Raw genomic sequence first — 26,051 nt, forward strand, 5'->3', positions numbered from 1 at the left:
ATTGTTTTGTCTAGGTTCCAGCGTCGTTTGTTTCGCTTCGCTTTCGCTTTGCTTCAACCGCGCATTTACCAATGTATCTAACTTCCCCTAGTTTGTCAACCCCTTTTGGCAAAATTTTTTGATCTTTTTTCTATCCCTTGCTACGTAAGCTTTTCAGCTTTTAGGGGTTTTTTGGTAGTCCTTTGCTCAGAACTGTCGGTGCGGCTACTTTAGTTTACTTGTACTGAATATTCCCTCTATTTAATTTTTTATTCGGTACCTCTCGATCGCTGGGTCGATTTTGGGGTATGGTTCCTTGAGAATGTATTTTCTGAAAGGAAAGCCCTCATGTCTCGTCGCGCTGCTTTACAATCCTATTTACTGGTGCGTTTACTCCTAGCTCCCTTGATGTTATGGACAATCGTGACGGTGGTTTTTCTGCTGATGCGTGTTGCTCCCGGTGATCCCACGGATGCGATTTTAGGCAACCGCGCTCCTGAAAGTGCCAAAAATGCCCTAAGAGAACAGTTAGGACTGAATAAGCCCCTATTTTTCCAGTATCTAGACTATATTTTCAATCTCATGCGTCTCAATTTAGGAGACTCTTTAACCAGTAAGGGGGTGACGGTATGGGAGATTATCGCTAAACATTTTCCAGCGACGGTGGAACTAACTTTTTATGGGATGCTGATTGCAGTGATAGTGGGAGTCGGATTGGGAATTATCACCGCTTCCCGTCCCAATACTCCCTTAGACGCGGGGGGACGTTTATTTGGACTGATAACCTATTCCTTGCCGATTTTTTGGGTAGGAATGCTCTTACAGCTAATTTTTGCGGTACAGTTGCGCTGGTTTCCTTTGGGGACTCGTTTTCCTTTGAGTGAAACTCCACCCCAGACAATTACGGGTTTATACACCCTTGATAGTCTGATGACTCTGCAACTAGATAAGTTGCCCACAGCTTTGTATTATCTGGCCTTACCTAGTTTTACTCTCGGCATTCTTTTGAGTGGGATTTTTGAGCGGATGGTGCGAGTTAATCTGAAACAAACTTTGCAAGCGGACTATGTAGATGCGGCAAAAGCAAGAGGAATACCAGAAAAAACGATTATGATCGGCCATGCGCTGAAAAATGCTCTAATTCCCGTAATTACTGTCTTAGGATTAACTTTTGCGGCTCTTTTAGGTGGTGCAGTCTTGACGGAAGTTACTTTTTCTTGGCCGGGTTTGGGAAATCAGTTATATCGGGCGATTTCTCTGCGCGATTACCCAACAGTGCAGGGATTAATGGCCTTTTTTGCGACAATAGTGGTTTTTGCCAGTATTTTGATCGATCTAATCAATGCTTATGTTGATCCTCGCATCCGTTATTAATCAGGGAGAGGGAATTATAAATTATGAAGTGGGGGAGAAGAGAAAGAGGAGAGGGAGTTTTAGCATTTGTACTAATATTAATTTCTAATAGTCGTAACTAACATCTGAAAGCGCGATTCCGCTCTAAGATAGGAATTGCCCTTTGGCATAATCAAATAATATTGAATCCGTTCTTGATTTTATTTGATCGCTGCACCGATGTGTTTTAAAATCTGCAAAACTCTATATAGTTCTTCTCTGGAAATAAAGGGAGCAAATATCCTAGACAGGGCATAATCATGGACATTAGCTCTCAATTTGACCAATAAAATATCATCTCCATTGGTGACGAGGGCAAAGCTAGGTTTTTCTGGCCAGGGATTAGCCATCAAATAGGCTAAGGTTTGCGGTAAGACAGTCCAAACCGATAGGGCGGTTTTTTTTGATTCTACAATTACCACCCAAAACTGATTTAACCAGACTAACACATCGATTCTACCCGATAGTATTTCTTCCCCATCATGGACAGTTAAGCTTACCGATTCCTCTGCGGGTACGCAAAAGGGCGGATCGTAAAAACCCGCAATCGCTAGTAGGGGAGAAACTAACAATAAAGTCACGGTTCCTTCTAATAACTGTCCCGTCGATCTTTGATATAAATACCTTTGTCTTACTTTATCTAAACTCTTTTTTTCATGGCTAGATAGGGACAGTAAATCACTTTGCTATTCGGGAAAAAACGCCCCATCTTCTGTTAAAGAGAGATTAAATCTTGTCTCGGCTAGGGCAATAGTTGTGATAGCTTCGATAATGGCACTCGACATAAAAATTAGCTCACCAATCTAGATAAAATTTCTCGATGAATTAAAGCTCGATCGATTAAAAAATGTTTACGATCGCTGGTTAATCCCTCTCCATTGGCATAAAAATTAATCCAAGTGTTACTAATATCATTAACTGCCTCTGGTAACTGATCTAATTCCCAACCCAGCATCGGTACTTCGGCAATTAATCGCGACACTTTCGGATCATAACTAAGGGCAAAACAACGACAATCTTCTGCCGCGGCCATAATCAAACTATGAAAGCGCATTCCGATCACCATTTCTACCCCACGAAATAAGCCTTTTAACTGTCTTGGATCCTCTAAACTAATGATTTGATGATTTTCCCTTAATTGACGGGCTACAGCTTCACAGAGGGGCAAATCCCGCGACTTTTGAAAAGGGACTAAGAGAATAAACGCCCCCGTACTGGTCTGCAAATCAATTAAAGCTTGGGTTAATTTATCTAATTTTGCCGGGGTTAATAGGGGATGGGGACGTAAATTGACGGCGATTCTTGGGGCGGGTAAATCCGATAATCCCTTGACTGATTGAGCGTCTAAAGCCCATACTGGATCGGGGGCAACAATGGGACTAATACCCCAATTGGCGACTAAATGAGCCGAAGTATCATCGCGCACACTAACTAAACTACATTGTTTTAAGACTTTTTTGGTTAACCAACGGGTAAAAGGTCTATTTAATGGTCCAATTCCCTGCCCCCAAGCAATAGTTTTTAAGCCCAATAATTGAGCAAGAGCCATTAAACCACCGTAATAAATTGGACTGGCAAAACTGGTGACATCCTGCATTAAACTGCCACCACCCCAGATAAATATATCCGCTTTTTTCATAGTTTGAAAAACTTGCCACCAATCCCGACTAGGACAGGTTTCCACTCCATAACGTTGACTGGTTTCTCTGGGATTATTTGACAAAACAATAGGTTTAATTGCTGAGGGTAACATCTGCAATAGAGACACTAATAATGCCTCATCTCCTCCGTTTCCTCTCCCATAATATCCACAAATTACTGCACGCATATATATATCAGTTATCAGTTATCAGTTATCAGCCAGAAAAAGGCAAGATTCAAAAGGCAAAAGTATGGTAAATTTGTCCCCTGTCTCCTTTGTCCGCTTTGTTACTTTTTCCTTTAAAAATGTCCCTTAGTTTCTTAAGTTATGCCGTCAGCTACAAGTTAGCAGTGACCAGTTTTATTAGATTGCAGTGATCAGTTTATCTATTTTCTTATTCCCACTCATAACTAATAGCTTAAACCTGATCACTGTTTACTGATAACTGATCACTGATTTAGTCGTCCATTTGCCAGGGTTCGGTGATGTTGTTTTCATCGAGGATATTTTTTGCTCTTAAAATCAAGACTAATTCCCCTAGTATTGTGACATCAGGGGAACTATCAAACCATTGTAAAAAGACAGAATTATCCCTCTCCACTAGATAATAATTGTTCCCATCCCATTCGGCAAAAACTCGATCGATCACTAATAACACTTCCTCGGATCTGGTGGCAATCGATCGAGGTAATTGATCGCTAGGCCATAAAATAGCTACAGGATCGATCGCTTTGAGAATTGCTTGCCAACCGGGGAGAGGCACAATCGTTTGTTTATCCCCCACCGTTACCAGTCGAAAAGGTTCCTCGACGCTCAGACTTTCTGTGCATTTTATATCAGTTACCGTCACCGGAAATCTTCCTACTAAAGGAATAATTCGGGCTAATTCGTCCTCATCCTGTAAACGATGGACGGGCAGCAACGGTGCGCTACGGGTGGGAGTAACGGTAAAATCTTGTAGTAAGGACTCGATCGCCTGTCTAGCCGAGTCAGAATGGGCAAATTTCAACCCTTTAGCGATTAATTTCGCTCTTTCGGCTAAATCTCGCTTTTGTTTGCCCCGTTTCCAACACTGGTAAGCGATCGCATCTCCAGGATGACGGGTAAATTCACTGGGAATCTGGGATAAACGGGAAAAATCCTGGATAGCCTTGGCGATATCGTGTGCTTCAGCCACTTCAATCCTTTTTTCTGCCGCTAATTTCGCTGCCCCCAATCTTTGTTCTTGGTTGAGAATCCGTAATTCGTATAGCACATCACTGCGCGGCCCGACGTAGTAACTTAATAAATCTTCATCTGCTCCTGCTTTGATTAAACTCTCAAAAACTTGGGCAGCGACAATAATTAAATTTTGTTGGGCATTTTGAAAACCGGTTTGTTCAAAAATTAACTGGGAATCGTAGCCAGCTTTTTGCAGTTTTTGACATTTTTGCCCCCAATTCACCCAATTTCCTTCCTTATGAAGCAGCGAGCGCATTAATTCGGTCGCTTCCGTTTCGCTGATTCGATCATCTGTACTGCGAGGCTGTTCTGTCATAGACAACTTGATCAAGCTACAATAACTAAAATTTATCTAATCCCTCAAAAATCTTCAATAGCAATTAAGGTTAACAGGATAGACTAGATAGTAACAGGATAGCTGACAATCACCCCCTTCGTACCTGTTAGGGCAAGTTTATCTTCAATGTCTAGATTAAGAGTTAATGGAAGCATTCCCCCCTCGTCCACAACTAACCCCGGTCAAAGGACGATGAAAACCAAGCGTCACCCCAAAGATAGCGCCTTGGGTTTAGTCTCTACCCTCAGCTTTCCGGCGATCGTCGGGACGGCGGATATGATGCTAAAATCGGCAGAAGTTACCCTTGTGGGTTACGAAAAAATTGGCGGTGGTCACTGTACGGCGATCGTGCGTGGTAATATTGCCGATGTGCGGTTAGCAGTGGAAGAAGGGGCAAAAACCGCGGCACAGTTCGGACAATTGGTATCTAAATCGGTTATTCCCCGACCGATGCCCAATTTAGAGGTAATTTTCCCAATTGGTAGCCGTTTAGCCGAAATTGCCCAAAGTCAACGGGGTTTTAGCAAACTGAGCAATATGTCGATCGGTCTCTTGGAAACCCGCGGTTTTCCCGCTATGGTGGGAGCAGCCGATGCTATGTTAAAATCGGCCGATGTGCAGTTAGCTTCCTACGAAACAATTGGGGATGGTTTGTGTACGGCCATTATCCGGGGTTCCGTCGCTAATGTGGCCGTGGCCATTGATGCGGGAATGCGGGAAGCAGAGAAAATCGGTGAACTGCACGCGGTGATGATTATTCCCCGTTTATTGGAAGATTTAGAACATACTCTACCGGTGGCCAGCTACTGGTTAGAAACCCCCGAACCTTTACCGATGTTGTTACCCAATACTGTCCGGGAAAAACAACGGGAATTGGTCGCTTTACCGGAATTGGAAAAAACCAAAATACCAATTCGTCGCCAAGAAATGCAGGAAAAAGTGTTAGAAGAAGTGATTCCCGTGGAAGTTATCACCGATGAGGACAGTTATTAATTTTTATTTTCAAATTTGCTCCTGTGCTGCTAAAAGTATAGGAGCAAAAGGTTGAATTAGGGTTTGCGGCAAAAAGTTTGTTGGTGGGTGTGGATTTCCAGGTAAAAAATCTTTACAGAAGCCCCCGACAATTAAACGAATCGAATAATTATAAATTTTTGTCAAGGGGTGCGGTCAGATCGAATAATCGTCGCTAGAATTGGCCTAATTGTCAGAAATTTAGTCAGCCATTTTCTAGTAATGAGGAGGAGGTGAATGGACGGTTGCCCATTGGTGTGGATCATTATGGGTGTTGCTGGATCAGGAAAGACGGTTGTTGGTCGGCTCTTATCTGAGCGGCTAGAAAGTGATTTTCTTGAGGGCGATCGCAGACATCCCTTATCGAACATCATCAAGATGCTTTCACAGAAGTCTCTACAAGACGAAGACCGTCGTCAGTGGCTTCTAGAAATAGAGGATGATATTCGACGGGCAATAACTCAAAACAGAGAAGCTGTAATAACCTGTTCTGCTCTGAAAGCTTCCTACAGGAGACAACTGACATCTTTAGGACAAGTTCAGTTAGTTTGGCTAAATGTACCTGAACCAGAGCTAGAGCTAAGACTAGCCAACAGGTTAAATCACTATATGAAACTTGAGATGCTTCATAGTCAAATAGCTTCTTTTGAACCCATCAGTCCAGAGGAAAATGTAATTGCTGTAAACGGACTTTTGATGCCAGATGAAATTGTGAACGAACTGCTAGAAAAGGCGATGCAAATATTTCCAAACATGAAAAAACCTTGGTGGCAGAGATGCGCCGAGTAAAGATTTCTGCCAATGATGGTTATACCAAAAGTGATGGGTTGTAAAAGATGTCAGAAATGCATTCCTACGGTGTTAACAACCAAGCCTTTCGGCTAAAAGTTATGGGCTGGATCGCCTTATTTTCTTTGATTGTATCTCTACAATTACAACCGTTAATTGATTTGGTTAGGACAAACATCTCTAATGCCTTTCCTTTACCACGAGATGTATCCCCCATTTCTTTCTTTACAATTATATTTACCCTTTCTTTTATAGCTTATGATCGATGGTTATGGAAGCTAAACCCATTTGACAAAATACCTAGTTTGTCTGGCACCTGGATCGGGATGGGAAACAATCCTCACTTTGAACTGCTTCGTCTAGAACTAATGCAGATTGATCAGACTTGGACTAGCATATCCATATCAGTGGAAGTTTATCAAGAAAATGAGTCTGGTCCAGAAAATTGGCTGGATACAGTCCATCTGGGTACAGAACATTCTACGAATGCCCGTATTACTGAGTGTTTACGTAAATATTGTGACTTTAACTTTCAATACATACATGATGGTGAAGCAGGAGGGCAAGATTCATTTGGTGGAACATTTTTTCTCAAATATAAATATAAGAAGATGAAAAATAGGAAAGTGGAGATTCATGAGCTAAGTGGTAAATATTCAAATACAAAGACAGGCAAAAATACAAAGACAGGCAAAAATACAAAGACAGGCGAAAAGTTTGAAGGAGTAGTCGGTCGAATTGCTTTTCGTAGAGTTTCCTTTGAAATTTTGGAGCTTGAAGATGCATTAGAAAAGGGGAAGGACTATTTAAATGAGCTTACAAAAGAAATATCTTCTCGTATTAGCGATGACCCCGATATTTAGTGCGATCGCCATTGCCGTAGGGTGCGGTCCCTAATGCAAGTCCTCCTACTCCACTAATAGATTTTTGGGGAACGCACCATGCACATTGATTCAAGCTGTGGGTTAAAGTGCGATGTGGGCTAATCTAGCTAACACGCTTTTGGGCGTGATGTAGGGAAACTTCTAGCGATCACGCCTAAATGAGGTGATATGCCAAAAGTTTCCGTATAATATATAGTTAGCTGACTTATTAAGTTTATGAAAGGAAAACACACATGACTGCTGAGCAGAATATATCAACTGGCAAAATTACGGCTTTGATTGGTGTAGTTTCTTCTGTAATCACCATAGTATTGACAGTCTTTAATACCTATACAAAATGGCAAATTGATGCAGCCGATCAAAGATTGAAAGAAAGAGGGCAAGAACTTGAAGCAATCTTTAAACAGAGAACAGCGGATATCGAGGCATTAAAAGAAAGAACTAGCCGATACACATTTGTAAAAACTCTTTTTCAAGATTTAGAAAGTAATGACTCAAAAAAACAAACTCTTACAATAAATTTGATAAGGCTCACTCTTACAGAGGGTGAATCAGAAAGACTTTTTAGAGGATTCACAAATTCTCCTGATCAAAAACTTCAGAAAGTAGGAAATGAAGGTATTGCCGTGATTCAAAAAGAAAAGAGTTCTGCTCAAGTTGCTGCCGAAAAGGAAAGAGAGGGGTTCTTGTACTTACGTGAGAAGAAATTTGATGATGCTCTTAAAGCTTTTGAGGCTGCGGAAAAATCCTTTCCCACATATCACAATGTATATGAAATTTCTAATTTGCTTAGAAAAGAGAGGGGTAACTTTTCAAATCCAGAGGCAAGAAAGAGAATCCTAAAGAGGATCATTGATGAATATTCATGGGGAATGCCAGATGATATCAAAGATCAGTTGAGAAAAATTTCTGACAGTAATACCTAACAACCCGATTCGAGAGGACTACCGAGTAGTCTTGAGTAGTAGATCGCAATTTTGTAGGGTGCGTTCCCTAATGTGGCTCCTACTGCTCCACTAATAGATTTTTGGAAACGCACCATGCACATTGATTGAAACTGTGGGTTAAAGTGCGGTCGCCGATCTTAATAAGCTATATTAACAACAATACTTAAAGAGAAGGCTTAAAATGGTTAAATCAACTTTGTACAGGACAGCAAAAGTCCTACCAGGAAATAGAATTGAAATTGAATCTCCAGAGCTGACTGTAGGACAAACTGTTGAGGTAGTTATTTTGGTTGAAGAAGTTAGTTCTGATTCTTCTACCAACGAATATATCTCTCCATCCTTAAAACAGCGTCTTGCTTTTCTGAAGTTACCAATGACTGAACGGAGGAATATTCTCAAAAGTCAAGCCGATATAATGCTCTCTCACTATCAACAAGATTCTGAATGGCAGGAGTTAATGGCAGGTGACATCATTGAGTATTAACCCTGAGCTTCCAAAACGTGGAGAAATTTGGTTAGTCAACTTCGATCCTACTGTTGGTGCAGAAATCAAAAAATTGCGTCCTGCTGTCGTCATCAGTTCCGATTCAGTAGGAAAGCTTCCTATCAAGCTTATTGCTCCTATTACAGACTGGAAAACATATTTTTCAGCAAATTTCTGGCACGTTAAAATTGAACCTAACAGTATCAATGGATTGAATAAAGCTTCTGCAATTGATACTCTTCAACTAAGGGGGGTGGATTTACAAAGGTTTATTCGTAAATTAGGAAGCGTTTCTGAAATTACAATGCTGGAAATTGTAGCCGCCATTGCTACTGTAATCGAATTTGAGATCTAACAAATCATTGCACCCGACTAATAAAAAGCGACTGATGCTGGAAAATAGACCAAAATGGCGGGTGAATTCAGCTGGTAGGGTGCGTTCTCTAATATGGCTCCTACTGCTCCACCAAGAGATTTTGGGGAACGCACCATGCACATTTATTGAAACTGTGAGTCTAAGTGCGATGCCGAAGGCACTGCGTAGCAGTACGCCGCTCTGGTGGGTTAGGTTGACGGCAGAAACCCAACTGTGATCTTTGACTTCATGCCAATTTGTGCGGACTGTATTCAGGTGTTACCTGCTGTGATAGTTAGTAAGTGAGCCTGTTCGTTGAGTTGAGGAGTAAAATAGGAGAAGTCCTAATCTAAGATTTAGTAATGGATAGAAGCATTATAGAACGGCAACCGCTAATTGAAGCAGTCAAGGCTCTCCCTGATGAGGCTTTAGTGGAACTGTCTAATTTTCTTGACTATCTTCGCTATAAAGCAGCCCATCAAAGAGAACTGACCACTCATTCTTCTAGTTTTCTGCTTGCAGTTGCAGGTTTAGGTAACTCTGGTCAACAGGATATTTCAGAACGTGATGAAGAGATTCTAGGCAATGAGATTGATCCGGTGTCCGGCTGGAATCTTAACCCAAGCAATTCAGTATGACGGCGATACTTGACACCAGTTTTTTGTTTGCCTTAACCGATCAGGGCGATCGCAATCATCAGCGGGTGTTGGCTATTGCTCAAAGCGTGAATGAGCTATTGGTTCTACCTGTCGTTGTCTTGCCTGAGGTCTGCTATCTGATTGCATCAAGATTGAGCCACCAAGCAATGCGCCGTTTTGTATCCAGTATGACACCTGATGCGGTTCAAGTTGAACCTGTAATCCCAGAAGACTTGGTACGAGTGCATGAGATATTGGAACAATATGCTGACAATCAGCTTGACTTTACAGATGCAGCGATCATTGCCATAGCTGAAAGGCTTACTATTACTCGCGTTTACACACTTGATCGCCGAGATTTTTCGATTATTCGTCCAAGTCACTGCGATTACTTTGAGTTATTTCCTTGAACCGCCAGCTAACACTGCGTGGCAGCGGACGGTCAAAATTCGTCGCTGCTGAGCTTGCTTTCTAATGCCGTCGCTGATTTGAGCCGTTAGCGATCGAGCGCGCTACGCACCGATAGGGTTCTGGACTTCCCCATTGACAAAAAGCCATAACCTGTGCTGCAGGAAGGATTAACAGAATTTCCGATACCCTCTTACTGGGTACAAATTAAGAAAACCTCTAATAAATCTAACGCCGTACAAACTCCTCGTCAATAGCAAATCAGGTTATACTTCACACCCCACACCCGTTCGGACCTCGGCGTGAGCTCGGTCGAACGCTGAGCTCACGGCCGAAGCCCACACCCCACACCCTACCCCCACGAAAAACTTTTTCAGCAGACCCTACCTATCGATCCCATTTTTACCTATTCTAAGCGCACAATCTCTCCACCTCTAGCTATAGATAATTCTGCTGCCTGGAGGATTTTGACTAATTCCGTCCCTACCGATCCCGAAGATACAGGAGAATCGACACCCGTAGCCACCGACTCTAAAAAATGTTCGCACAATGCTTTCAGGGGTTCACCATCGGCAATAGGGATAGATTCCGTCTCTTGTCCCCGGGGAATAAAATAGGCTTCCTGACGTTCAAAATAGCCCTTTTGTCGGGTTAAAGGCGATCGAGAGTCTAATTCATTAAAAATTAAAGTCCCTTCGCTGCCAACTATTCCTAAGCGTCGCTGTTTATCGGGATTCAACCAACAAAGGTGAATAGTCGCTTGAAAACCATCGCCATAGATCAGGGTTAACCAGACTAAATCGGCTAGATTAGGTTGTAGCCAGAAAGTTCCCCTCGCCTGTACCGATACTGGTGTACTATTTAACCAATGATTAAAAATCGAGATATCGTGAATAGCTAGATCCCACAAAGCGGACACATCCTGACGGACCGGCCCCAGGTGGGTACGAGTGGCATAACCATAAAGAGGTTTACCGATACCCCCGGATTGCAGGACTTTTTGTCCGGTGATAACGGCGGGATGAAAAAGATAGGTATGATCAACTAATAAAATACGCTGTTTTTGCGCCGCTAATGCCGTTAATTCGGCACATTCTTGGGAATTGAGGGTTAAGGGTTTTTCGGCCAGAACGTGATAACCTAAATTAAGAGCATCTTTAATCAGGGGATAATGGCTGATGGCGGGAGTAACGACGACTACGGCCGAGATTTCGGGGTGATTGCGAATAGATTCCCAGTCATTGGCTAAAATAACCTTATTAGTATCGAGATTAAATTGATCCCGACAGAGACGGAGTTTTTCGGGGGAGGGGTCAACGATCGCCACTACTTGTGCTGAGGGATGTTGAGAAAAATGACGGACGTAATGCACTCCCCAACGTCCTACCCCTAAAATAGCGATTCCTGTGGACATTTTGCTTACTCAGATAGATCAATCTAGTTTATTTTAAAAGGATTAGGCGCAATTGTTCATTGATTCTGAGAACTGGAAGGGATTATGTTAAAATTTTTTATCGATCGAGGGGGAACTTTTACCGATATCGTGGCGATAATTGATCGACCAGAAATTATTGAACGACTAGCTAGAGATGCCGCTAGATTTCTGATTGTTCCCCTTGCCGATCAACAGTGGATTGTTCTCTATAAACTGCTCTCGGAGAATCCCGAAAAATACTCGGATGCAGTCATTCAAGGGATCAAAGATATTAGCGGTTCCCTAGATAACATCGAAGTGATCAAAATGGGAACAACGGTGGCCACCAATGCGCTGTTAGAAAGAAAAGGAGAGCGCACGGTTTTGTTAATCACCAAAGGTTTTAAAGATGCCTTGAGAATTGGCTATCAAAATCGCCCCGATATTTTTGCCCGTCAAATTATTCTTCCTTCTTTATTATACGAACAAGTTATCGAAGTGGCCGAACGCTACGATAGTCAAGGACAAGAATTAATCGCCGTTAATCCTGCCCAAGTTAAAGCCGATTTAATACCAGTTTATCAAGCGGGTATCCGAAGTTGTGCGATTGTTTTTATGCACGGTTATCGTTATCCTGACCACGAAAAACAAGTGGCAGCCATTGCCGAAGAAATCGGCTTTACTCATCTAGCCATTTCCCATCAAGTCAGTCCTTTAATGAAACTGGTATCCCGGGGAGATACCACGGTAGTTTCTGCCTATCTATCGCCAATTTTACGCCGCTATGTTGATAGTATTAGCCAGCAATTACCGAAAACTAGCTTACTATTTATGAAATCCGATGGCGGTTTAGTCACCGCCGATAAATTTCAGGGTAAAGATAGCATTTTATCCGGTCCTGCGGGGGGAATAGTTGGGGCAGTAGAAACCAGTTTAAGGGCAGGATTTAGCAAAATTATCAGTTTTGATATGGGAGGAACTAGCACCGATGTTTCTCATTTTCAAGGGGAATACGAGCGGCAAACAGATAACGAAATTGCCGGCGTAAGAATGCGAGCGCCGATGTTAAGTATTCACACCGTGGCTGCTGGTGGGGGTTCGATTTTAGTCTATGATGGTTATCGTTTTCGGGTGGGGCCAGAAAGTGCCGGAGCTAATCCAGGACCTGCCTGTTATCGACGGGGTGGACCATTAACAATTACCGATGCTAATGTTTTGTTAGGAAAAATTCAAGCCGCCTATTTTCCCGCTATTTTTGGACAAGAGGGAAATTTACCCCTAGATAGAGAGATTGTGCTGATAAAGTTTCAAAAATTAGCAGCAACAATGGGGGGTAATAATAGTCCTGAAATGTTGGCTGCGGGGTTTATTCAAATTGCTGTGGAAAATATGGCTAATGCGATTAAAAAAATCTCTCTGCAAAAGGGTTATGATCTCAGTGATTATACTCTTTGTACCTTTGGCGGTGCCGGGGGTCAAGTGGCCTGTTTAATTGCCGATACTCTGGGAATGAAAAGCATTTTTCTCCATCCCTACGCTGGGGTTTTAAGCGCCTACGGCATGGGTTTGGCCGATTTGAGGGTAATTAAAGAAAAAGCGATCGAACAGCCGTTAAATGCCGATTTAATCGGGCAGTTACTCACGGAGATGAACGAATTAGAAGTTTTAGCGGGTCGGGAATTAGAGGGTTATAATCAGGTACGCCAGCAAGTCAGTTTGAAATATCAAGGCAGTGATGCCACTTTAGTGGTTAATTTTGGCGATCAAATGCGTCAGGATTTTGAATGGGAACATCAAAGACGTTATGGGTTTAAACAAGAACAAAAAGCTTTAATTGTTGAGTCCATCGCCGTGGAATTGATCGAGACTATGGACAGTCCCCAAGAAGCAATTTTAACTCGCACCCGTCCGATGGGAGAATTACCTCCTATGCTCGATCGAGTAGCGGTTTTTATGGCTAGTCAATGGCGGGAAACGCCAATTTATCAGCGTTCAGATCTGGAACCTTTTGATTGTCTGGCAGGACCTGCAATTATTATCGAAAAAATTAGCACGATTGTGGTCGAACCGGGTTGGATGGCAAAATTAACGGAGAAAAATCATTTAATTCTCTCCAAAAATTAACTAGGGTTTGCGGCAAAAAGTTTTTCGTGGGGGTAGGGTGTGGGGTGTGGGCTTCGGCCGTGAGCTCAGCGTTCGACCGAGCTCACGCCGAGGTCCGAACGGGTGTGGGGTGTGGGCTTCGGCCGTGAGCTCAGCCGAACGGGTGTGGGGTTTTACCAGTTTTGAGGTGGCCAATTACCTAATTTTCAGGGAAAAAGTGCCTAAATTTCCCCCACTTTTTGATTTCAAAAAAGCCTAAAGATATTATCCAACAAGGTTTTTAGCTTTATTCAGTAAACCCTACATAGAAATATCTACGGCAGTTAACCTAACTGATCAATTCTCATTTCGCCGAGGTATTTACGGAGATAGGGAGAAAAAACCTCGTAAATCAGGGTAAGGGGTTGGCGAGCGTGCCAAAATAGGTAATGACGACCCCAAAATGCTCCTTTTTCCCCAAAAGCTATTTCTAATTCCGGGGAATGACCGTAATAAAGTCCCTGCACATCGCGATACAATTCCGTGTGCAGCCGCGAGAGACTTTCCCAAATCGGTAGGGAACGATTTTCTAGATATTCGTCCACTTGATTGGCGGACCACCAAGAAGCGGCATAGGCTAACCTTTGACCACTGGCTGTGCGTAACCAGACTTGACGACGCAATCTCGGCCCCGGAATCAGGCTAATTTTCATCGGTGCGCCATCCTCATCGTCGCCGATGGGGGACATATCGATCACATCCACTTCCGTTTTTTCACCGGTTAAAAGTTGTAAATGACGGGTGGGAGAACCATCGCCGAGAATTAAAATCTGCCACGGGGGTGCGAGTTGACTATGGGGTAAACCTTGTTTAACATTGGTTTCGTCTCCTTGCCAGAGAGGGGACAGGGAGTACCAAGGAGGATTAAGCAGGGGCTTTTCTTGGGGGCGGAGGATAGCAGTCAAGGTTTGTTACAAAACTTTATGATTTTTTCATTAATCATAACACGGGATTTTTGTCTGCTGGCGAAAAAAGCGATCGCCCTACGCCAATCCTCTCTAACTTTTTGGTTAGCAGATGCACTCTCGCCAAAGGAGATCGGCTATTTTGATCTTAACGATAAAAAGGTATCAAGATCTGGAGGAGTTTTTGTAATCTTCTCAGAGCAATTAATTGTCGAATCTTGGGATTAATTTGGGGTGGATAAATACTGGTGGCTAATTGTTCTTCCAGTAAGGCATATTCTGCCGCATTTAGGGGTTGATTATCCAAAGGTGATCGAGCCGAAGTGATAATTTCTGCTCGTAAAATTTCTTCGGGAATATCTTCAGGAGCGGGCAAAGCAAGGGCTTTTAGGGGCGATAAGAAACCGATCGAGATGAGGATAATAATTTTGGTCGTTCGCTGCATTTAATTTAAACCGGGGGGCAATTTTTCCCGACACTGTTGATGAATTTCCCCGATTCTAGCAAACAACCAGGGATATTTTTGACGATAACTGGGAATTAGAGCCAGAGGACTGAGTAGGGCAGTGGCGGCAATATCGGCTACACTTAATTTATCCGCCACCAAATAGGGCTGATTTTGCCAATATTCTAGAATCTTGAGGGCATTTTCTAGGCGCTCCTCCGCTAGTTTTACCCTGGCTGGGGTGATTTTATATTGTTGTCGCACGATATTAATAATTATTTGACTACTCAGAGAAGGATCGATCGCTTTTCCCTCTCCAGCGCGATAATTATAATAGACAAATCTCGTCGCTACTCCAATACTTTCATCTAACCAATCCTCTAGTAACCAAGATTGATTTTTCTCCTTTTCCCCAACGGGAATAAAAGAGGGGAAAGGAACTACTTTTTCTAAATATTTTAAAATGGCGGTAGAATCGGCAATAATCTCATCTGCTGTCATTAAAACGGGGACAGTGGTTAACCCTTTGGTTAGAGGCCTGAGTTTGAGAATATGTAGTCCGGGGGTGAGATTTTCTACTTGGTAATCAATCCCCTTATAACCTAGAGCTAAACGAGCTTTGCGACAGTAATGAGAGGTGCTAAATTGAAGTAAAAGCATTAAGTTTTGTTGGTTGCTATAATAGTTATCAGTTACCAGTTATCAGTTATCAGACTTGGGTTTTAAGTTAACTGTTCACTGTTTACTGAATTGCCAATAAATATATACTATGAGCAAACCCTCCCTTTTTTCGGCTGTTTCTCGTCCTTATGCGACTAATTCACAAGCAAAAGATCCCTGGTTAGCGGTCAATCTCTCGATGTTTTTCCCCGGTTTGGGACAATGGTATGCTAACAAAAACCAAAAAGCAACCATTTGGGCGATCGTTCAAGTAATGTTAATAATTGTGACAATTTGGTCAATTTTTAGCCCCAATGGCCCTGTAAGCTGGGGATTAGGGGGAATAGTTGCTCTGGTTATCGTTTACATTAGCAATATTTTTGACGCTCACTGGACTGTTTATGATTCCAGACAGAATAACAGCTTAGAGAAAATTCCCCGGAAACAAAAAAACCCATGGTTTGCCGTCTTCGCTAACCGGATTATGCCAGGTTTGGGGCAATTGTACGCTGATAAGGTGAGATTAGGGATAATTTTTCTGACTATATCCCAGATTAGCCTGAAAATGGATCATTTTTTCACCAATATCCTCTTTCTTACCCCTTTAGTTACAGCGATCGCTATTTATCATGTTTATCACACTTTCCCCCATCAATTCCATCCCCATCGTCACACCTATCGTTCCATTTTGGCGCTGATGGTGGCAGCAATTTTTACTTGGGGAATTATCTGTAATTATTTTCCTGATTGGTTACATCAAAGAATAGAATTTTTCCAGATTCCGAGCGAATCCATGCTACCTACCCTCGCAGTAGGTGATCGCATTTTCGTCAGTCAATCTGGTAATTATCAAGCGAAAAGAGGCGATATAATTGTTTTTAGAACTCCGGAAAAAATTAGGCAACTAGATCCTAAGTCTGGAGATTTTTTTATCAAACGAGTCATCGCTATTGCCGGGGATACCATTGAAATCCGGGGGGGCAAAGTTTATCTCAACCAGCAAGTTATCGAGGAACCCTACACCGCCGAGTTGGGCAATTATGAAATAGAATTTACGACTGTACCCCCAAAAAATCTGTTTGTTTTGGGAGATAATCGTAACCATAGTTTTGATTCCCATGCTTGGGGTTTTTTGCCAGAAAGTTATATCGTTGGTCAAGCCTATAAAGTTTACTGGCCCCTCGATCGTGTCCAGTCTTTGCTATGATGGGGATGACTATTGATTTTCAACTGTCTTCAAGGGATAATTTTAATCCTATCTACTTATTAGCGAGGAAAAACCTAACCAGAAGAATTTTTCGGTGAATCCTAATTGAGATGGGAGTCTTTGGGAATAACATCCAAACCGAGGAGAACCTTTTGGGTGTTGGACATATCACCGATAATTCTTTGTAGGGGTGGGGGAAGTTGTTTGACTAAAGTAGGAGTTACGAGAATTTTATCCTGTTCCGCTAATTGCGGCTGTTCGAGAACATCAATTATTTCTACCGTATAAAGACCGGATAACTCCTCGCGACAGATACGAAAAATATTAGCGATCGCCCTTTGGGATTTACTTGAATCGCCCATAATGTAGAGTTTGAGAAGATATTGACTCATGATTGCGTGTTATTGAATAGTTTAATGTTGCTGAGACCGATATAGTATTTACGATAGAAAGAGACGAGATAACCCATCAATTCCAGGACCATGAGACGACCTTCGCTAACGTAGGCCTGCGCTTTGGCCAGGGTGACATCCTGATTTTTTTGGCGTAGGGTGGTGGTATGAATATCCACCACATCACGAGGACTCGCTTTTAAGAATCCTAACTTATCGGCCAAGCTTCGCAGTCGTTCCGATAGATTATGTTCCACTTTGTATGCTTGTTCTTCTAAAGCTAAATCTAATAAATCTCCGTAATTTTGGACTAATTCTTGAAAAATATCGGGAATACTCTGTCTTATTGCCTCAGAACCGAACATTTTCGCCGTGATGCTAGTTTGTCCTCCCTTGATTAACTGTTCCAGTTCGCGAAATTCCTCTTCCTGTTGTTGATGTTTAAGATTGAGGATATATTGCTGACGCTCGATCGCTACACGAATTTGATAGACTAAAAGACTACTATCGATATTATTTAACTGAATATAACCATCAGCACCCAGTTGAAAGGCTTTAACGACTAATTTCTCATCATTGCTAGTGGTTTGAACCACTATCGGTATAGCAGCGGCTAATTCTCTGGTTTTGACTAGAATATTTAAACCGGGGGGGACGGAGATTTCCAAGCTTAAGAGGATGAGATCAAATTTCTCCCCTGCCAGTTTTTCGGCAGTTTCCTCTAGATCCTGAGCTTGGGTGAGGGTAAAAGTCAACCCCTCAGCCAGAGAACATTGGGGGGCCTTTAACAGCAATCTCTGGATTAATTTAACAGTCGTCGGTTCGTCCTCTATCAATAAAATCCTACAGAGATCCCTAGTCATACTAAATCCTGTTTAAAAAGCATAGGAGAGTGGGGAGCGGGGGAGATGGGAGAGAGGATTAAAACTGTATATTAACGCTTTAAGAGCCATGGCTGAGAATTATTAATTATTTGCCCTAAAATAGCCAAAATTTCCTCGTACACACTTGATAATTCTTCTCCTGTTTGTGCGTCCATATATCCGCACTGTACGGCAAAATCTAACCATGTTTGTCAAATGCGGCTTGGTATCTACGTTTACGCCATGTCTCCGCTAGATTAGCACAAACAGAACGAGAATACCGTCGAATTTGGTCAGTTAGAGCATATTTTTCTTTTTTAGGAAAACTTTTCGACAATTGAAAAATTTTCCTAGCTGTAAAGAAGGCTTTTTGATAGGACTTCCCATCTTTATGGCTTCTAATCGGCTCAGTTGACATTTTTCGCTGCACTTAAGCTTCTAGCTAAATTATATATCTCTCCTCTCCCCTCTCCCCCTCTACAATAATTACTCGCAGCCAGAAATACGTTGTGGAATATCATGTTTTGTGCTTTTTGTCAAAAAAACTTTTTTTTTGCAATAAAACTACACAAAAAAAAGATCATCGTTGTGGGTGAAATTGACTGATTTAACCTTCTTAATTAGGATCACTTTCTAGGTGTGGCAAGGGTTTCAACTATTGCTGCTTAAAAAAGCACAGAATAGCCCACTATGAAATTCTATCAAATCGCTGTAACCATTACAACATCGTTGTTAAATAAAAATCTTTCTTAATTAATTCTTAAGAATTTGTAAATATTGCGGAATGTTAATTTAAATATTCTCAAGTTTTTGCCGTCAATAAATAATTTTTGCTTATCTTTGTCCAACATTGGGTTAGGAGTCAGTTATCAGTTATCAGTTATCAGATGTGAGTTTTCAGTTCACTGATTACTGTTTACTGTTTACTGTTTACTGGACGGCTACGCCGTGCCTTTGGCAACACTGAAAAAAGCTTCTCCCTACACCCCACACCCGTTCGGCTGAGCTCACGGCCGAAGCCCACACCCTACACCCTACACCCCACACCCGTTCGGACCTCGGCGTGAGCTCGGTCGAACGCTGAGCTCACGGCCGAAGCCCACACCCCACACCCCACTTCCCTCACCTATTTTGACTGGATTCGGCGAATTGCCACCACTGCCGGCCGGGGAGGTTGATTAACTTGACCACTAGGCCAATTCGACCCTAGTGGTACTTGTCGTATTTGTTCAAATTCCTGCCCATTAGTGGTTTTCAGGGCAAATTTACGGTTTTCAAAGGCCAAATCCCGACGAATTCCCCCCGCTTCCCCCGGATGTTGTACTGCCAAAAATAACGTCTCTTGGTCGGGAGTAAAGTACAATCCCGTTAATTCCGCATCCATGGGAGCGATAGCAAAAGGATAGGGATGCTCTTGACCTTTGGCAAACACCCAAGCGCTATTATTACCAAAAATCCCCAATAAATCCCGTTGACTAACCGGGACCCCTTGGGGATAACGAGTTTTCATCTCTCGATTTAACCCACCCGTGGAAATATCGCTAACCATCCAGAGATTTCCCTGTTTATCGAAAGCGAGGTTATCGGGATTAGAAAAACCCTCACCCTTCTCTGTCGGTTCCCCTCCATAAGCGACCACATCCCAACGAAAACTTAAGGAAGCAGCATCGTTATTATCTTCCCTTAAGCTGATAATCCAGCCAAATTCGTAGGGTATTTCGCCATTTGGTCCCTTAAATATTTCCTTATCGGCTCCTCCCTCCGCTTCACTGGGACTACCAGAGGTAAAGGTTATATATAAAGTGCCATTCTCGTCCACTTCCGTATCTTCCGGCCGACCAGTACAAGTGACCCCAACGGCGTTAGCGGCAAAATGAGCATCGATGAGAATTGCTCCCTGTTTTTCCGTTCCATTACCTTCATACAGGTCTGCGAGGGTCTTATATTTAGCTTTGTAGGCTAAAATCTCCTCATCGTCCTTAAATAGCAGTAATTTAGTCTCATTGACCGTTCTTTCGGGATTCGGCAAAGCTACCACCCCATCCCCGCGACTAGCGGCAATTTGACTCGGTAGGACGGGATTGATCTCCGTGTCGGGATTTAAGGGTATCCAATAACCAGTTTTATCGGGGTTGAATTTCGCCCCGTAGAGCATTCCTTTTTCTAGGAGTTTTGAGTTATTTTTCTGCTTAATATCGCTAATTTTGCCCTCCGAAACGAATTTATAGACATGACCACCTCTGCGATCGCATCCTGAATAAACCGCCAAGGATTGCCCCGTTTGAGCGAGAAAAGCGACCGCTTCATGGCGAAAACGCCCTAACCAAGTGTGTTTTGTGCCGTAATCGTCGGGATTGGCCGGATCCACCTCCACCATCCAACCGTATTTATTTCCCGCTAACCCGAAGACGTTACCCCGGCCATCCACTTCCCCACTATTGAGAATAAAGGGGGTAGTATCGGGATGCAAGGGGGAACCATCTTTTAACACTACCTCCGTCACTTGGTCTTGAAAGTTCTCCTCGGCACTAAATACGGTCCCCCAAGGCGTTGTTCCCCCAGCGCAATTTTGAAACGTTCCGATAATTTTTGCCCCTAATCCGTCATCGTAGCCAAGTTTATCGGTTTTGGTAAAAATTGCTACAGCAGGACCAGTCGCTTTCAGGTAGTGATCGTCCTTTAGTCCAGAAATACCGGTAATGCGGCGATCGGCTTTACTATAGGTACGTTGCCATTTTCCCGTTTGATCTTTAGCCAGGGAAATTACGCCAATTCCCTGATCAATTAAGCCTTCTAGGGAGATTTCCTCGATTTTTGCCCTTAAGCTGGCATCTTGCAGGCGATAGGCGGCAATTTCGCCCTTTTCGTTCGTTTTTTCCCGTACTTCCTGGACGGGTAGGGTTTTACCAATCACTTGTTCAAAGGTTTGTAGCCAAGTACGACCACTGATATATTCAAAATTAACGGTTAGATAACCTTGACCCGGACTGGTTTCGATAAAAGATAGATAATCATTGTTATAACCGAAACGGGAATCACCCACTTTATCCCCCCACTGTGCCAGCACATCGTAGGTGAATCCTTGCGGAAGAACGAGATCATCCAGGACTTTATAGGTTTGATAGGCACTTTTTTGGCTTTCATCGCTCATACCGTCAATTTTTAAGGGAATCGGCAGTTTGACTGGAGAAAAGTTTAAGCCAAAACTATTGGCAGCGATCGCAGGACTGCTAATCAGAGAGGAATATTTTTTCTCTTGCAGACTGAAAAAAGAGACACCGGCAGTGGCAGTTAAAAAGGTGAGGAAATTACGGCGAGAAATACTCATATTTTCAGAAATAAAGTCAAAACTGGTGTTCAGACCTTGATTAGGTTAAATTTTATTACATAAACTTGACATAGGTATTATATATTATCCAAGTTATGACTAAGTTAACAGCCAGTTAAAAGTAATCAGTAAACAGTAATCGGTGCAAAGACAGCAGAAAACTGCCATAATCAGTAAGCAGTAATCGGTGCAAAGACAGTAGAAAACTGCCATTTAATACCGCTCACTTAAAATTCAAATCTGATAACTGAAAACTGAATAGGGGTTTAGCAAATGTCTAACGAAACTGTAACTTATTCCCTAGAAGCCGTTCTGACAAGGATTGAGGGAAAAATCGATAACCTACAAAGAGATGTTACTCAAAAATTCGACAAAATCGATGAACGTCTCACAAAATTAGAAATCGGACAAGCCGAACTCAAGGGAGAGTTAAAAGGAGATATTAAAGCTTTAGATGAGCGATTGACCACGGAAATCAAGGGATTAACGGCACGGATTGCCTATCAGGAATTTACTAACCGGGGGATTTTAATCGCTTTAGTCGTCGCCATTTTGGGTGGTGCGGCTAAACTTTTTGGGTTTTTTCCTAATCCCTAGAAGTGGCTACTAGGCACGGCTAGGAGCAAGATCAATGTCATGAATATTTTGATAAAATTCCTTGTAAAAAAGCGGTAGTTTTTAAATCAATCCCTGTAATTGCCGTGCCGACAACTACCGAATAGGCACCAACTTCTAGGGCTTTTTTGGCTTCTGTTGGAGTCGATATTCCTCCTTCACAGATAACAGGAACTGATAACTTATTAACTAATTCTTCTAGGAAAGAAAAACTCGGCGGATGCAGATGTTTAGTGGCTTCTGTGTAACCGTAAAGAGTTGTACCGACAACATCAGCACCGGCTGCCACGGCATAAATAGCACTTTCGATCGAGTCTATATCTGCCATGACTAATTTACCAGTTTCCTGATGAATACGATCGATAATTGTGGCTAAATTTTCATCATCGGGGCGCTTTCTTGGGGTAGCATCTAAGGCAATTATATCGGCACCCGCATCGGCAATAGCGAGAGCATCTTGATATTTGGGAGTAATATATACCGAACAATCGGGATAATTGCGTTTCCAGAGCCCAATTATCGGTATATCCGGCAATTGTTGACGGGTGGCTTTCAGATGAGCGGGACTATCAATTCTTACCCCACAAGCACCCCTATCCACACAAGCATGAGCCATGGCAGCAATAATTATGGGATCGTGCAGAGATGAATCCACTGGAGCTTGACAGGAGACGATTAAACCCGATTTTAAGGTTTCTATTCGCATAAATTGGGGTGTGGGGTGTAGGGTGTAGGGAGAAGCTTTTTTCAGTGATCAGTAAACAGTAATCAGTGAACTGAAAACTCACATCTGATAACTGATAACTGATAACTGATAACTAACCCCAGCAACAAACTTTTTGCCGCAAACCTTACTTATAAGCAGCGATACACTGTTCAACTAAAGCATTTACTGCGTCCACATCTTTCCAACCGAGAATTTCTGTGACTTTTTTCTCTAGATTCTTATAGGTTTTGAAAAACTCGGCGATTTCCTCCAAGCGATGGGGAGAGACATCTTTGAGAGATTTTACCTCTGCATAACGAGGATCTTTAGCGGGAACACAGAGAATTTTTTCATCGCGATCACCACCATCGATCATTTCTAGCATACCAATGGGACGCGCCGTAATCACACAGCCGGGGAAAGTAGGCTGATCCATGATCACCATACCATCTAAAGGATCGCCGTCATCGGCGAGGGTATTGGGAACAAAACCATAATCACAGGGATATTGTACCGAAGAATAGAGAACGCGATCGAGAGCAAAGGCGTTTAAATCCTTATCAAACTCGTATTTATTCTTACTACCGGCGGTAATTTCCACTAAAACGTTAATTAAACCGGGTTTCGGTTGGGCAGGAATGCGCGATAAATCCACAAGCTTTCTCCAAATACAAGACAATAGCGCCTTTAGAGTCACCTAAAAGCGCAAGCAAATTAAAAGACACTTTGATTGACTCCGATCCAAATTTTACCCATAAGGGGGATCGGGACGAAGAAAAAAAATTTTATCTTGGCAATCGTCTATCTCAATTCTGTCACCTCATTTGCCTCGTTAGGGAGTAGGATGTGTTACCGGTAAGGGGTTCTTCGGTATAGTTAGGCGTGGAGTTATATCCAATCGCTAACAAGGGTAACGTTAGGGTCAGAATTGCGATCATGGTTCCGAGTAAATTAGCCCACCTATGACTAGGAGGTTCGGAAGTCTTCCCTGACGGGTTGCTTGATTCCATAAAGGGGTCGTGTTGAACTCGACAAGTAAAGAATACGAGAGATATATAGAGCAGTCAGCTATCGGCTTTTAGCTTTTAGCAAATTACTGCTATTTTTTGCCTTTGAGCTTGGTTAACGTCTCGTTAAAAAGCGAAACATTAACAGCAATACTCTCCCTACTAATTATATTTTACCAATTCTTTTCCAAGAGTTCACTCTGATACTTTTCTTGACGATCTCTCCAGATCATGGTCTGTTGGTGTTCGTCCCTGTTACATTGTGGGTGCAAGCACAGCTTCCTTGTCTGATCCCGAAATCAAGTTGTTTCCTACTCAATCCACAAAAAAAATGTCTGAAAAGCCCAAATATTAAGCGATTCAAACATTTTCTCATTGCAATCGGAGGGTGATATTGACTTTATGTCTTAACTTCGAGCTTACGATAGAAACCTAGCTGTTAATGTAGCCTATTTAACCAAAATATCGATTTTTTGCTGATTTATCGGGATAGACAATCACCTTTTCTCAGAAATTATCCGAGTTTAGAGATAATTGGTTAGCTAATCTCCCAATAAGCCAGGCCCCAGAGACCAGCAAGGCATCCGCCAGGGACGGCGATCAGGGCAAGTGGAGTTAATCTACCAATATGGATATCATAACTCGATCGAGGGAGAAAAGCCAAGAACCTGCGAGAAAATTGCCGATTTATCCCGGCCAATATTAATGCTCAGATCGTCCTAGATGATGCCGTCAGTCATTCTTCAGCGAGAAACTACCTCGCTAGAGGATTCTGATTCTAGGGGGAGAGAGGGTTTAATTATCCCGTATTTTGTCTCCTCTGGAGTCACTTGACGGATAACCTCCAAAGCTTCCTTAATCATTACTGCCATGGGAACCGCGACAATCACCCCCAGTAAACCGCCCACTCGCGCCCCCGTCAAGACCGAAACCAACACCCAAAAGGGATTTAACCCGGTGACACTGCCCAAAATCCGGGGAGCAATGCCGTTTTCGACAATTTGCTGCACCACTACAGCTACGGCTAAAACTTGCAGAGCTAAACCAATATCCCGCAAAGCTAGTAAAGCTGTCACCGTGACAATGCCGACAGTTCCCCCAAAAGGGATTAAGGCCATGGTGCCAATCAAGAGGCCGAATAGAAGACCAAAAGGAACTTTAATCGATAAAAATGCCGTGACTAATCCCAGGGCCATGCAGGTGGCACAAATCACCTGGCCGACAAAGTAATTCTGAAAACTTAAGCGTAGGGTTAGGGAAAAGGGTTGTTGGACGGGTTTGGGCAACCATTGGATAATACTCCTCCAGATATCGGGACTGTGGAGAAGCAGATAAAAGGTGAGGATAATGGTTAGCAGCACATCAAGCACCCGCACCACGGTAAAAACGGTGAGATTAAGGGCTAAATTAACGCTTCTTCCCGCTAAAATTTGCAATTCTGCCCCTAAACGACTGTTAAACTGAGCGATCAGACCATCGAAACTGATCGGAATCGGTAGATTCATCGTGTCGATTTTGGTATCTAGTTGCATCAGTTGGCGCTGTCCCGAGTCTAACCATTCCGGCAATCTGTTGACAAATTGCTGTGCTTGGGTGAAGACTAGGGGAACTAGGGTGATTCCCACGGCCACAAAAATTAAAATCGTGATCAGGGAAACCACGATCGCAGCTAAACCCCGTTTTAATCCCTGACGTTCCAACCAAGTCACTGGATAACCCAAGAGAAAAGATAGAACGGCCGCTATCAGTAAAATAACAAATAAAGATTCAAAATAGCCAAAAATTGCCGATAATGCCCAGGCATTCAGAACTATAAGTGGTGCAGCTAGAGCAATCACCAGTAAGCGAGATAGGGAATTCAGGGATTGCCACCACGTCTGAACCCAATTGCGTTTCGGGGGAACGACTTTAACTTCCACCATGAAGCCTCTTAAAGGGTTTGTTTCAATACTTGTATTCTGACAGATCGAAGCCGAACCCGCTAACTCAACCCGGGGAAGTGGGGTGATGGGGTGTGGGATGCTGACAGGTGTAGGTTTGCTACAACAACCTTATGGGTGTAACGGGGGCATCCTGCCGACATTGAAGGTGAACGGCTCCGTTAGGCTGTAGATCTAGTCACTCCATACTTGACAAGACAATAGACCTCTTGCAAAAGTCTTAAGTCGATCCTTGTACAGCAACATTTTTGAAGATTATCAACTACTAATAAATAATTAACTGAAAGTCCCTCCCATTATTGTTTCTATCGTTTGTTTTCGGATTTATGCAAGAGGTCTA

Annotated in this window: 28 protein-coding genes; 13 read left to right on the forward strand and 15 right to left on the reverse strand. The window is 42.8% G+C overall.

What is annotated here, in order from left to right; all coding sequences use genetic code 11:
• Positions 1-327: 327 nt before the first annotated feature.
• Positions 328-1,353 (forward strand): ABC transporter permease, encoded by a 1,026-nt coding sequence (locus IM462_RS09450; protein WP_287700656.1) that lies wholly within the window; start codon positions 328-330, stop codon positions 1,351-1,353.
• Positions 1,354-1,532: 179 nt separating this feature from the next.
• Here IM462_RS09450 and IM462_RS09455 read toward each other — a convergent pair whose 3' ends face one another.
• From IM462_RS09455 to raf1, 3 genes are all read right to left on the reverse strand, one after another.
• Positions 1,533-1,952 (reverse strand): hypothetical protein, encoded by a 420-nt coding sequence (locus tag IM462_RS09455; RefSeq protein WP_287671426.1) that lies wholly within the window; start codon positions 1,950-1,952, stop codon positions 1,533-1,535.
• A 209-nt stretch (positions 1,953-2,161) separates the two neighbouring features.
• On the reverse strand, positions 2,162-3,199 hold the full coding sequence (gene csaB, locus IM462_RS09460) for a polysaccharide pyruvyl transferase CsaB (RefSeq protein ID WP_287700654.1): 1,038 nt from the start codon (positions 3,197-3,199) through the stop codon (positions 2,162-2,164).
• A gap of 271 nt (positions 3,200-3,470) precedes the next feature.
• The gene (gene raf1, locus IM462_RS09465; RefSeq protein WP_287700652.1) at positions 3,471-4,550 is read right to left on the reverse strand and encodes a RuBisCO accumulation factor 1; all 1,080 of its coding nucleotides are present in this window, start codon (positions 4,548-4,550) and stop codon (positions 3,471-3,473) included.
• A 213-nt stretch (positions 4,551-4,763) separates the two neighbouring features.
• Between raf1 and ccmO the strand changes: the two genes are divergently transcribed.
• The 8 genes from ccmO (at position 4,764) to IM462_RS09505 (ending at position 10,089) form a co-directional block, all read left to right on the forward strand.
• Positions 4,764-5,564, forward strand: coding sequence for a beta-carboxysome assembly protein CcmO (ccmO, locus tag IM462_RS09470; RefSeq protein ID WP_002775137.1), 801 nt, complete (start codon positions 4,764-4,766; stop codon positions 5,562-5,564).
• Between the two features lie 255 nt (positions 5,565-5,819).
• Positions 5,820-6,371 (forward strand): gluconokinase, encoded by a 552-nt coding sequence (locus tag IM462_RS09475; protein WP_044034309.1) that lies wholly within the window; start codon positions 5,820-5,822, stop codon positions 6,369-6,371.
• A gap of 47 nt (positions 6,372-6,418) precedes the next feature.
• Positions 6,419-7,234, forward strand: a complete 816-nt coding sequence (locus IM462_RS09480) for a hypothetical protein (RefSeq protein ID WP_287671433.1) — start codon at positions 6,419-6,421, stop codon at positions 7,232-7,234.
• 254 nt (positions 7,235-7,488) lie between these two features.
• Positions 7,489-8,181: a hypothetical protein gene (locus tag IM462_RS09485; protein ID WP_287700650.1), complete on the forward strand. Its 693-nt coding sequence runs from the start codon at positions 7,489-7,491 to the stop codon at positions 8,179-8,181.
• A 202-nt stretch (positions 8,182-8,383) separates the two neighbouring features.
• A complete protein-coding gene (locus IM462_RS09490; RefSeq protein WP_061430571.1) occupies positions 8,384-8,686 on the forward strand; it encodes a hypothetical protein in 303 nt (100 codons plus the stop codon).
• Positions 8,667-9,041, forward strand: a complete 375-nt coding sequence (locus tag IM462_RS09495) for a type II toxin-antitoxin system PemK/MazF family toxin (RefSeq protein ID WP_192845959.1) — start codon at positions 8,667-8,669, stop codon at positions 9,039-9,041. The genes IM462_RS09490 and IM462_RS09495 overlap by 20 nt, the downstream gene beginning before the upstream one ends.
• A gap of 362 nt (positions 9,042-9,403) precedes the next feature.
• The gene (locus IM462_RS09500) at positions 9,404-9,679 is read left to right on the forward strand and encodes a hypothetical protein (protein WP_287700646.1); all 276 of its coding nucleotides are present in this window, start codon (positions 9,404-9,406) and stop codon (positions 9,677-9,679) included.
• Positions 9,676-10,089, forward strand: coding sequence for a type II toxin-antitoxin system VapC family toxin (locus tag IM462_RS09505; RefSeq protein ID WP_287669623.1), 414 nt, complete (start codon positions 9,676-9,678; stop codon positions 10,087-10,089). The genes IM462_RS09500 and IM462_RS09505 overlap by 4 nt, the downstream gene beginning before the upstream one ends.
• A 404-nt stretch (positions 10,090-10,493) precedes the next feature.
• On the opposite strand, the gene IM462_RS09510 is transcribed toward IM462_RS09505, so the two are convergent.
• Positions 10,494-11,501, reverse strand: coding sequence for a Gfo/Idh/MocA family protein (locus IM462_RS09510; RefSeq protein ID WP_287700644.1), 1,008 nt, complete (start codon positions 11,499-11,501; stop codon positions 10,494-10,496).
• Between the two features lie 84 nt (positions 11,502-11,585).
• Here IM462_RS09510 and IM462_RS09515 point away from each other — a divergent pair, with 84 nt between their 5' ends.
• Positions 11,586-13,625, forward strand: a complete 2,040-nt coding sequence (locus tag IM462_RS09515) for a hydantoinase/oxoprolinase family protein (protein WP_287700642.1) — start codon at positions 11,586-11,588, stop codon at positions 13,623-13,625.
• A gap of 7 nt (positions 13,626-13,632) precedes the next feature.
• Positions 13,633-13,863: a hypothetical protein gene (locus IM462_RS21210; protein WP_502845515.1), complete on the forward strand. Its 231-nt coding sequence runs from the start codon at positions 13,633-13,635 to the stop codon at positions 13,861-13,863.
• A 64-nt stretch (positions 13,864-13,927) separates the two neighbouring features.
• Here IM462_RS21210 and IM462_RS09520 read toward each other — a convergent pair whose 3' ends face one another.
• From IM462_RS09520 to IM462_RS09530, 3 genes are all read right to left on the reverse strand, one after another.
• Positions 13,928-14,548, reverse strand: a complete 621-nt coding sequence (locus IM462_RS09520; protein WP_016517010.1) for a chorismate lyase — start codon at positions 14,546-14,548, stop codon at positions 13,928-13,930.
• 148 nt (positions 14,549-14,696) lie between these two features.
• Positions 14,697-14,993: a glutathione S-transferase gene (locus tag IM462_RS09525; RefSeq protein WP_104397326.1), complete on the reverse strand. Its 297-nt coding sequence runs from the start codon at positions 14,991-14,993 to the stop codon at positions 14,697-14,699.
• Entirely contained in the window at positions 14,994-15,653 is a 660-nt protein-coding gene (locus IM462_RS09530) for a glutathione S-transferase family protein (protein ID WP_287700638.1), read from the reverse strand.
• A gap of 109 nt (positions 15,654-15,762) precedes the next feature.
• Here IM462_RS09530 and lepB point away from each other — a divergent pair, with 109 nt between their 5' ends.
• Positions 15,763-16,860, forward strand: coding sequence for a signal peptidase I (lepB, locus tag IM462_RS09535; RefSeq protein ID WP_287700636.1), 1,098 nt, complete (start codon positions 15,763-15,765; stop codon positions 16,858-16,860).
• A 101-nt stretch (positions 16,861-16,961) separates the two neighbouring features.
• On the opposite strand, the gene IM462_RS09540 is transcribed toward lepB, so the two are convergent.
• The 4 genes from IM462_RS09540 to IM462_RS09555 form a co-directional block, all read right to left on the reverse strand.
• The gene (locus IM462_RS09540; protein ID WP_002772019.1) at positions 16,962-17,252 is read right to left on the reverse strand and encodes a circadian clock KaiB family protein; all 291 of its coding nucleotides are present in this window, start codon (positions 17,250-17,252) and stop codon (positions 16,962-16,964) included.
• The gene (locus IM462_RS09545) at positions 17,249-18,115 is read right to left on the reverse strand and encodes a response regulator (protein WP_002740748.1); all 867 of its coding nucleotides are present in this window, start codon (positions 18,113-18,115) and stop codon (positions 17,249-17,251) included. The genes IM462_RS09540 and IM462_RS09545 overlap by 4 nt, the downstream gene beginning before the upstream one ends.
• Positions 18,116-18,314: 199 nt before the next feature.
• A complete protein-coding gene (locus tag IM462_RS09550) occupies positions 18,315-18,533 on the reverse strand; it encodes a four helix bundle protein (protein ID WP_287700634.1) in 219 nt (72 codons plus the stop codon).
• A 708-nt stretch (positions 18,534-19,241) separates the two neighbouring features.
• On the reverse strand, positions 19,242-21,443 hold the full coding sequence (locus IM462_RS09555; RefSeq protein ID WP_287700632.1) for a PhoX family protein: 2,202 nt from the start codon (positions 21,441-21,443) through the stop codon (positions 19,242-19,244).
• Positions 21,444-21,716: 273 nt separating this feature from the next.
• On the opposite strand from IM462_RS09555, the gene IM462_RS09560 reads away from it, so the two are divergent.
• Entirely contained in the window at positions 21,717-22,040 is a 324-nt protein-coding gene (locus IM462_RS09560) for a DUF4164 family protein (protein WP_002752658.1), read from the forward strand.
• Between the two features lie 37 nt (positions 22,041-22,077).
• On the opposite strand, the gene IM462_RS09565 is transcribed toward IM462_RS09560, so the two are convergent.
• The 4 genes from IM462_RS09565 to IM462_RS09575 form a co-directional block, all read right to left on the reverse strand.
• Positions 22,078-22,764 (reverse strand): N-acetylmannosamine-6-phosphate 2-epimerase, encoded by a 687-nt coding sequence (locus IM462_RS09565; RefSeq protein WP_287700630.1) that lies wholly within the window; start codon positions 22,762-22,764, stop codon positions 22,078-22,080.
• A gap of 145 nt (positions 22,765-22,909) precedes the next feature.
• Complete coding sequence (locus tag IM462_RS09570; protein ID WP_002770856.1) at positions 22,910-23,419, reverse strand: inorganic diphosphatase; 510 nt, start codon at positions 23,417-23,419, stop codon at positions 22,910-22,912.
• Positions 23,420-23,579: 160 nt separating this feature from the next.
• Positions 23,580-23,774: a TLTLP motif-containing protein gene (locus IM462_RS21215; protein WP_012267246.1), complete on the reverse strand. Its 195-nt coding sequence runs from the start codon at positions 23,772-23,774 to the stop codon at positions 23,580-23,582.
• A 740-nt stretch (positions 23,775-24,514) separates the two neighbouring features.
• On the reverse strand, positions 24,515-25,693 hold the full coding sequence (locus IM462_RS09575) for an AI-2E family transporter (protein ID WP_287669646.1): 1,179 nt from the start codon (positions 25,691-25,693) through the stop codon (positions 24,515-24,517).
• Positions 25,694-26,051: the final 358 nt, after the last annotated feature.

Source organism: Microcystis sp. M144S2, from assembly GCF_020246065.1.
Classification (GTDB): Bacteria; Cyanobacteriota; Cyanobacteriia; order Cyanobacteriales; family Microcystaceae; genus Microcystis; species Microcystis ichthyoblabe_A.

Bases quoted from the DNA above. Each gene is read 5' to 3' on its own strand.
- IM462_RS09560 (WP_002752658.1), top strand. From the start codon at position 21,717: ATGTCTAACGAAACTGTAACTTATTCCCTAGAAGCCGTTCTGACAAGG.
- IM462_RS09500 (WP_287700646.1), top strand. From the start codon at position 9,404: ATGGATAGAAGCATTATAGAACGGCAACCGCTAATTGAAGCAGTCAAG.
- IM462_RS09450 (WP_287700656.1), top strand. From the start codon at position 328: ATGTCTCGTCGCGCTGCTTTACAATCCTATTTACTGGTGCGTTTACTC.
- IM462_RS09510 (WP_287700644.1), bottom strand. From the start codon at position 11,501: ATGTCCACAGGAATCGCTATTTTAGGGGTAGGACGTTGGGGAGTGCAT.
- IM462_RS09485 (WP_287700650.1), top strand. From the start codon at position 7,489: ATGACTGCTGAGCAGAATATATCAACTGGCAAAATTACGGCTTTGATT.
- IM462_RS09540 (WP_002772019.1), bottom strand. From the start codon at position 17,252: ATGAGTCAATATCTTCTCAAACTCTACATTATGGGCGATTCAAGTAAA.
- IM462_RS09505 (WP_287669623.1), top strand. From the start codon at position 9,676: ATGACGGCGATACTTGACACCAGTTTTTTGTTTGCCTTAACCGATCAG.
- IM462_RS09475 (WP_044034309.1), top strand. From the start codon at position 5,820: ATGGACGGTTGCCCATTGGTGTGGATCATTATGGGTGTTGCTGGATCA.
- IM462_RS09530 (WP_287700638.1), bottom strand. From the start codon at position 15,653: ATGCTTTTACTTCAATTTAGCACCTCTCATTACTGTCGCAAAGCTCGT.
- csaB (WP_287700654.1), bottom strand. From the start codon at position 3,199: ATGCGTGCAGTAATTTGTGGATATTATGGGAGAGGAAACGGAGGAGAT.
- IM462_RS09565 (WP_287700630.1), bottom strand. From the start codon at position 22,764: ATGCGAATAGAAACCTTAAAATCGGGTTTAATCGTCTCCTGTCAAGCT.
- raf1 (WP_287700652.1), bottom strand. From the start codon at position 4,550: ATGACAGAACAGCCTCGCAGTACAGATGATCGAATCAGCGAAACGGAA.
- IM462_RS09515 (WP_287700642.1), top strand. From the start codon at position 11,586: ATGTTAAAATTTTTTATCGATCGAGGGGGAACTTTTACCGATATCGTG.
- IM462_RS09480 (WP_287671433.1), top strand. From the start codon at position 6,419: ATGTCAGAAATGCATTCCTACGGTGTTAACAACCAAGCCTTTCGGCTA.
- IM462_RS09555 (WP_287700632.1), bottom strand. From the start codon at position 21,443: ATGAGTATTTCTCGCCGTAATTTCCTCACCTTTTTAACTGCCACTGCC.
- IM462_RS09545 (WP_002740748.1), bottom strand. From the start codon at position 18,115: ATGACTAGGGATCTCTGTAGGATTTTATTGATAGAGGACGAACCGACG.
- ccmO (WP_002775137.1), top strand. From the start codon at position 4,764: ATGAAAACCAAGCGTCACCCCAAAGATAGCGCCTTGGGTTTAGTCTCT.
- IM462_RS09525 (WP_104397326.1), bottom strand. From the start codon at position 14,993: ATGCAGCGAACGACCAAAATTATTATCCTCATCTCGATCGGTTTCTTA.
- IM462_RS09575 (WP_287669646.1), bottom strand. From the start codon at position 25,693: ATGGTGGAAGTTAAAGTCGTTCCCCCGAAACGCAATTGGGTTCAGACG.
- IM462_RS09550 (WP_287700634.1), bottom strand. From the start codon at position 18,533: ATGTCAACTGAGCCGATTAGAAGCCATAAAGATGGGAAGTCCTATCAA.
- IM462_RS21215 (WP_012267246.1), bottom strand. From the start codon at position 23,774: ATGGAATCAAGCAACCCGTCAGGGAAGACTTCCGAACCTCCTAGTCAT.
- lepB (WP_287700636.1), top strand. From the start codon at position 15,763: ATGAGCAAACCCTCCCTTTTTTCGGCTGTTTCTCGTCCTTATGCGACT.
- IM462_RS09490 (WP_061430571.1), top strand. From the start codon at position 8,384: ATGGTTAAATCAACTTTGTACAGGACAGCAAAAGTCCTACCAGGAAAT.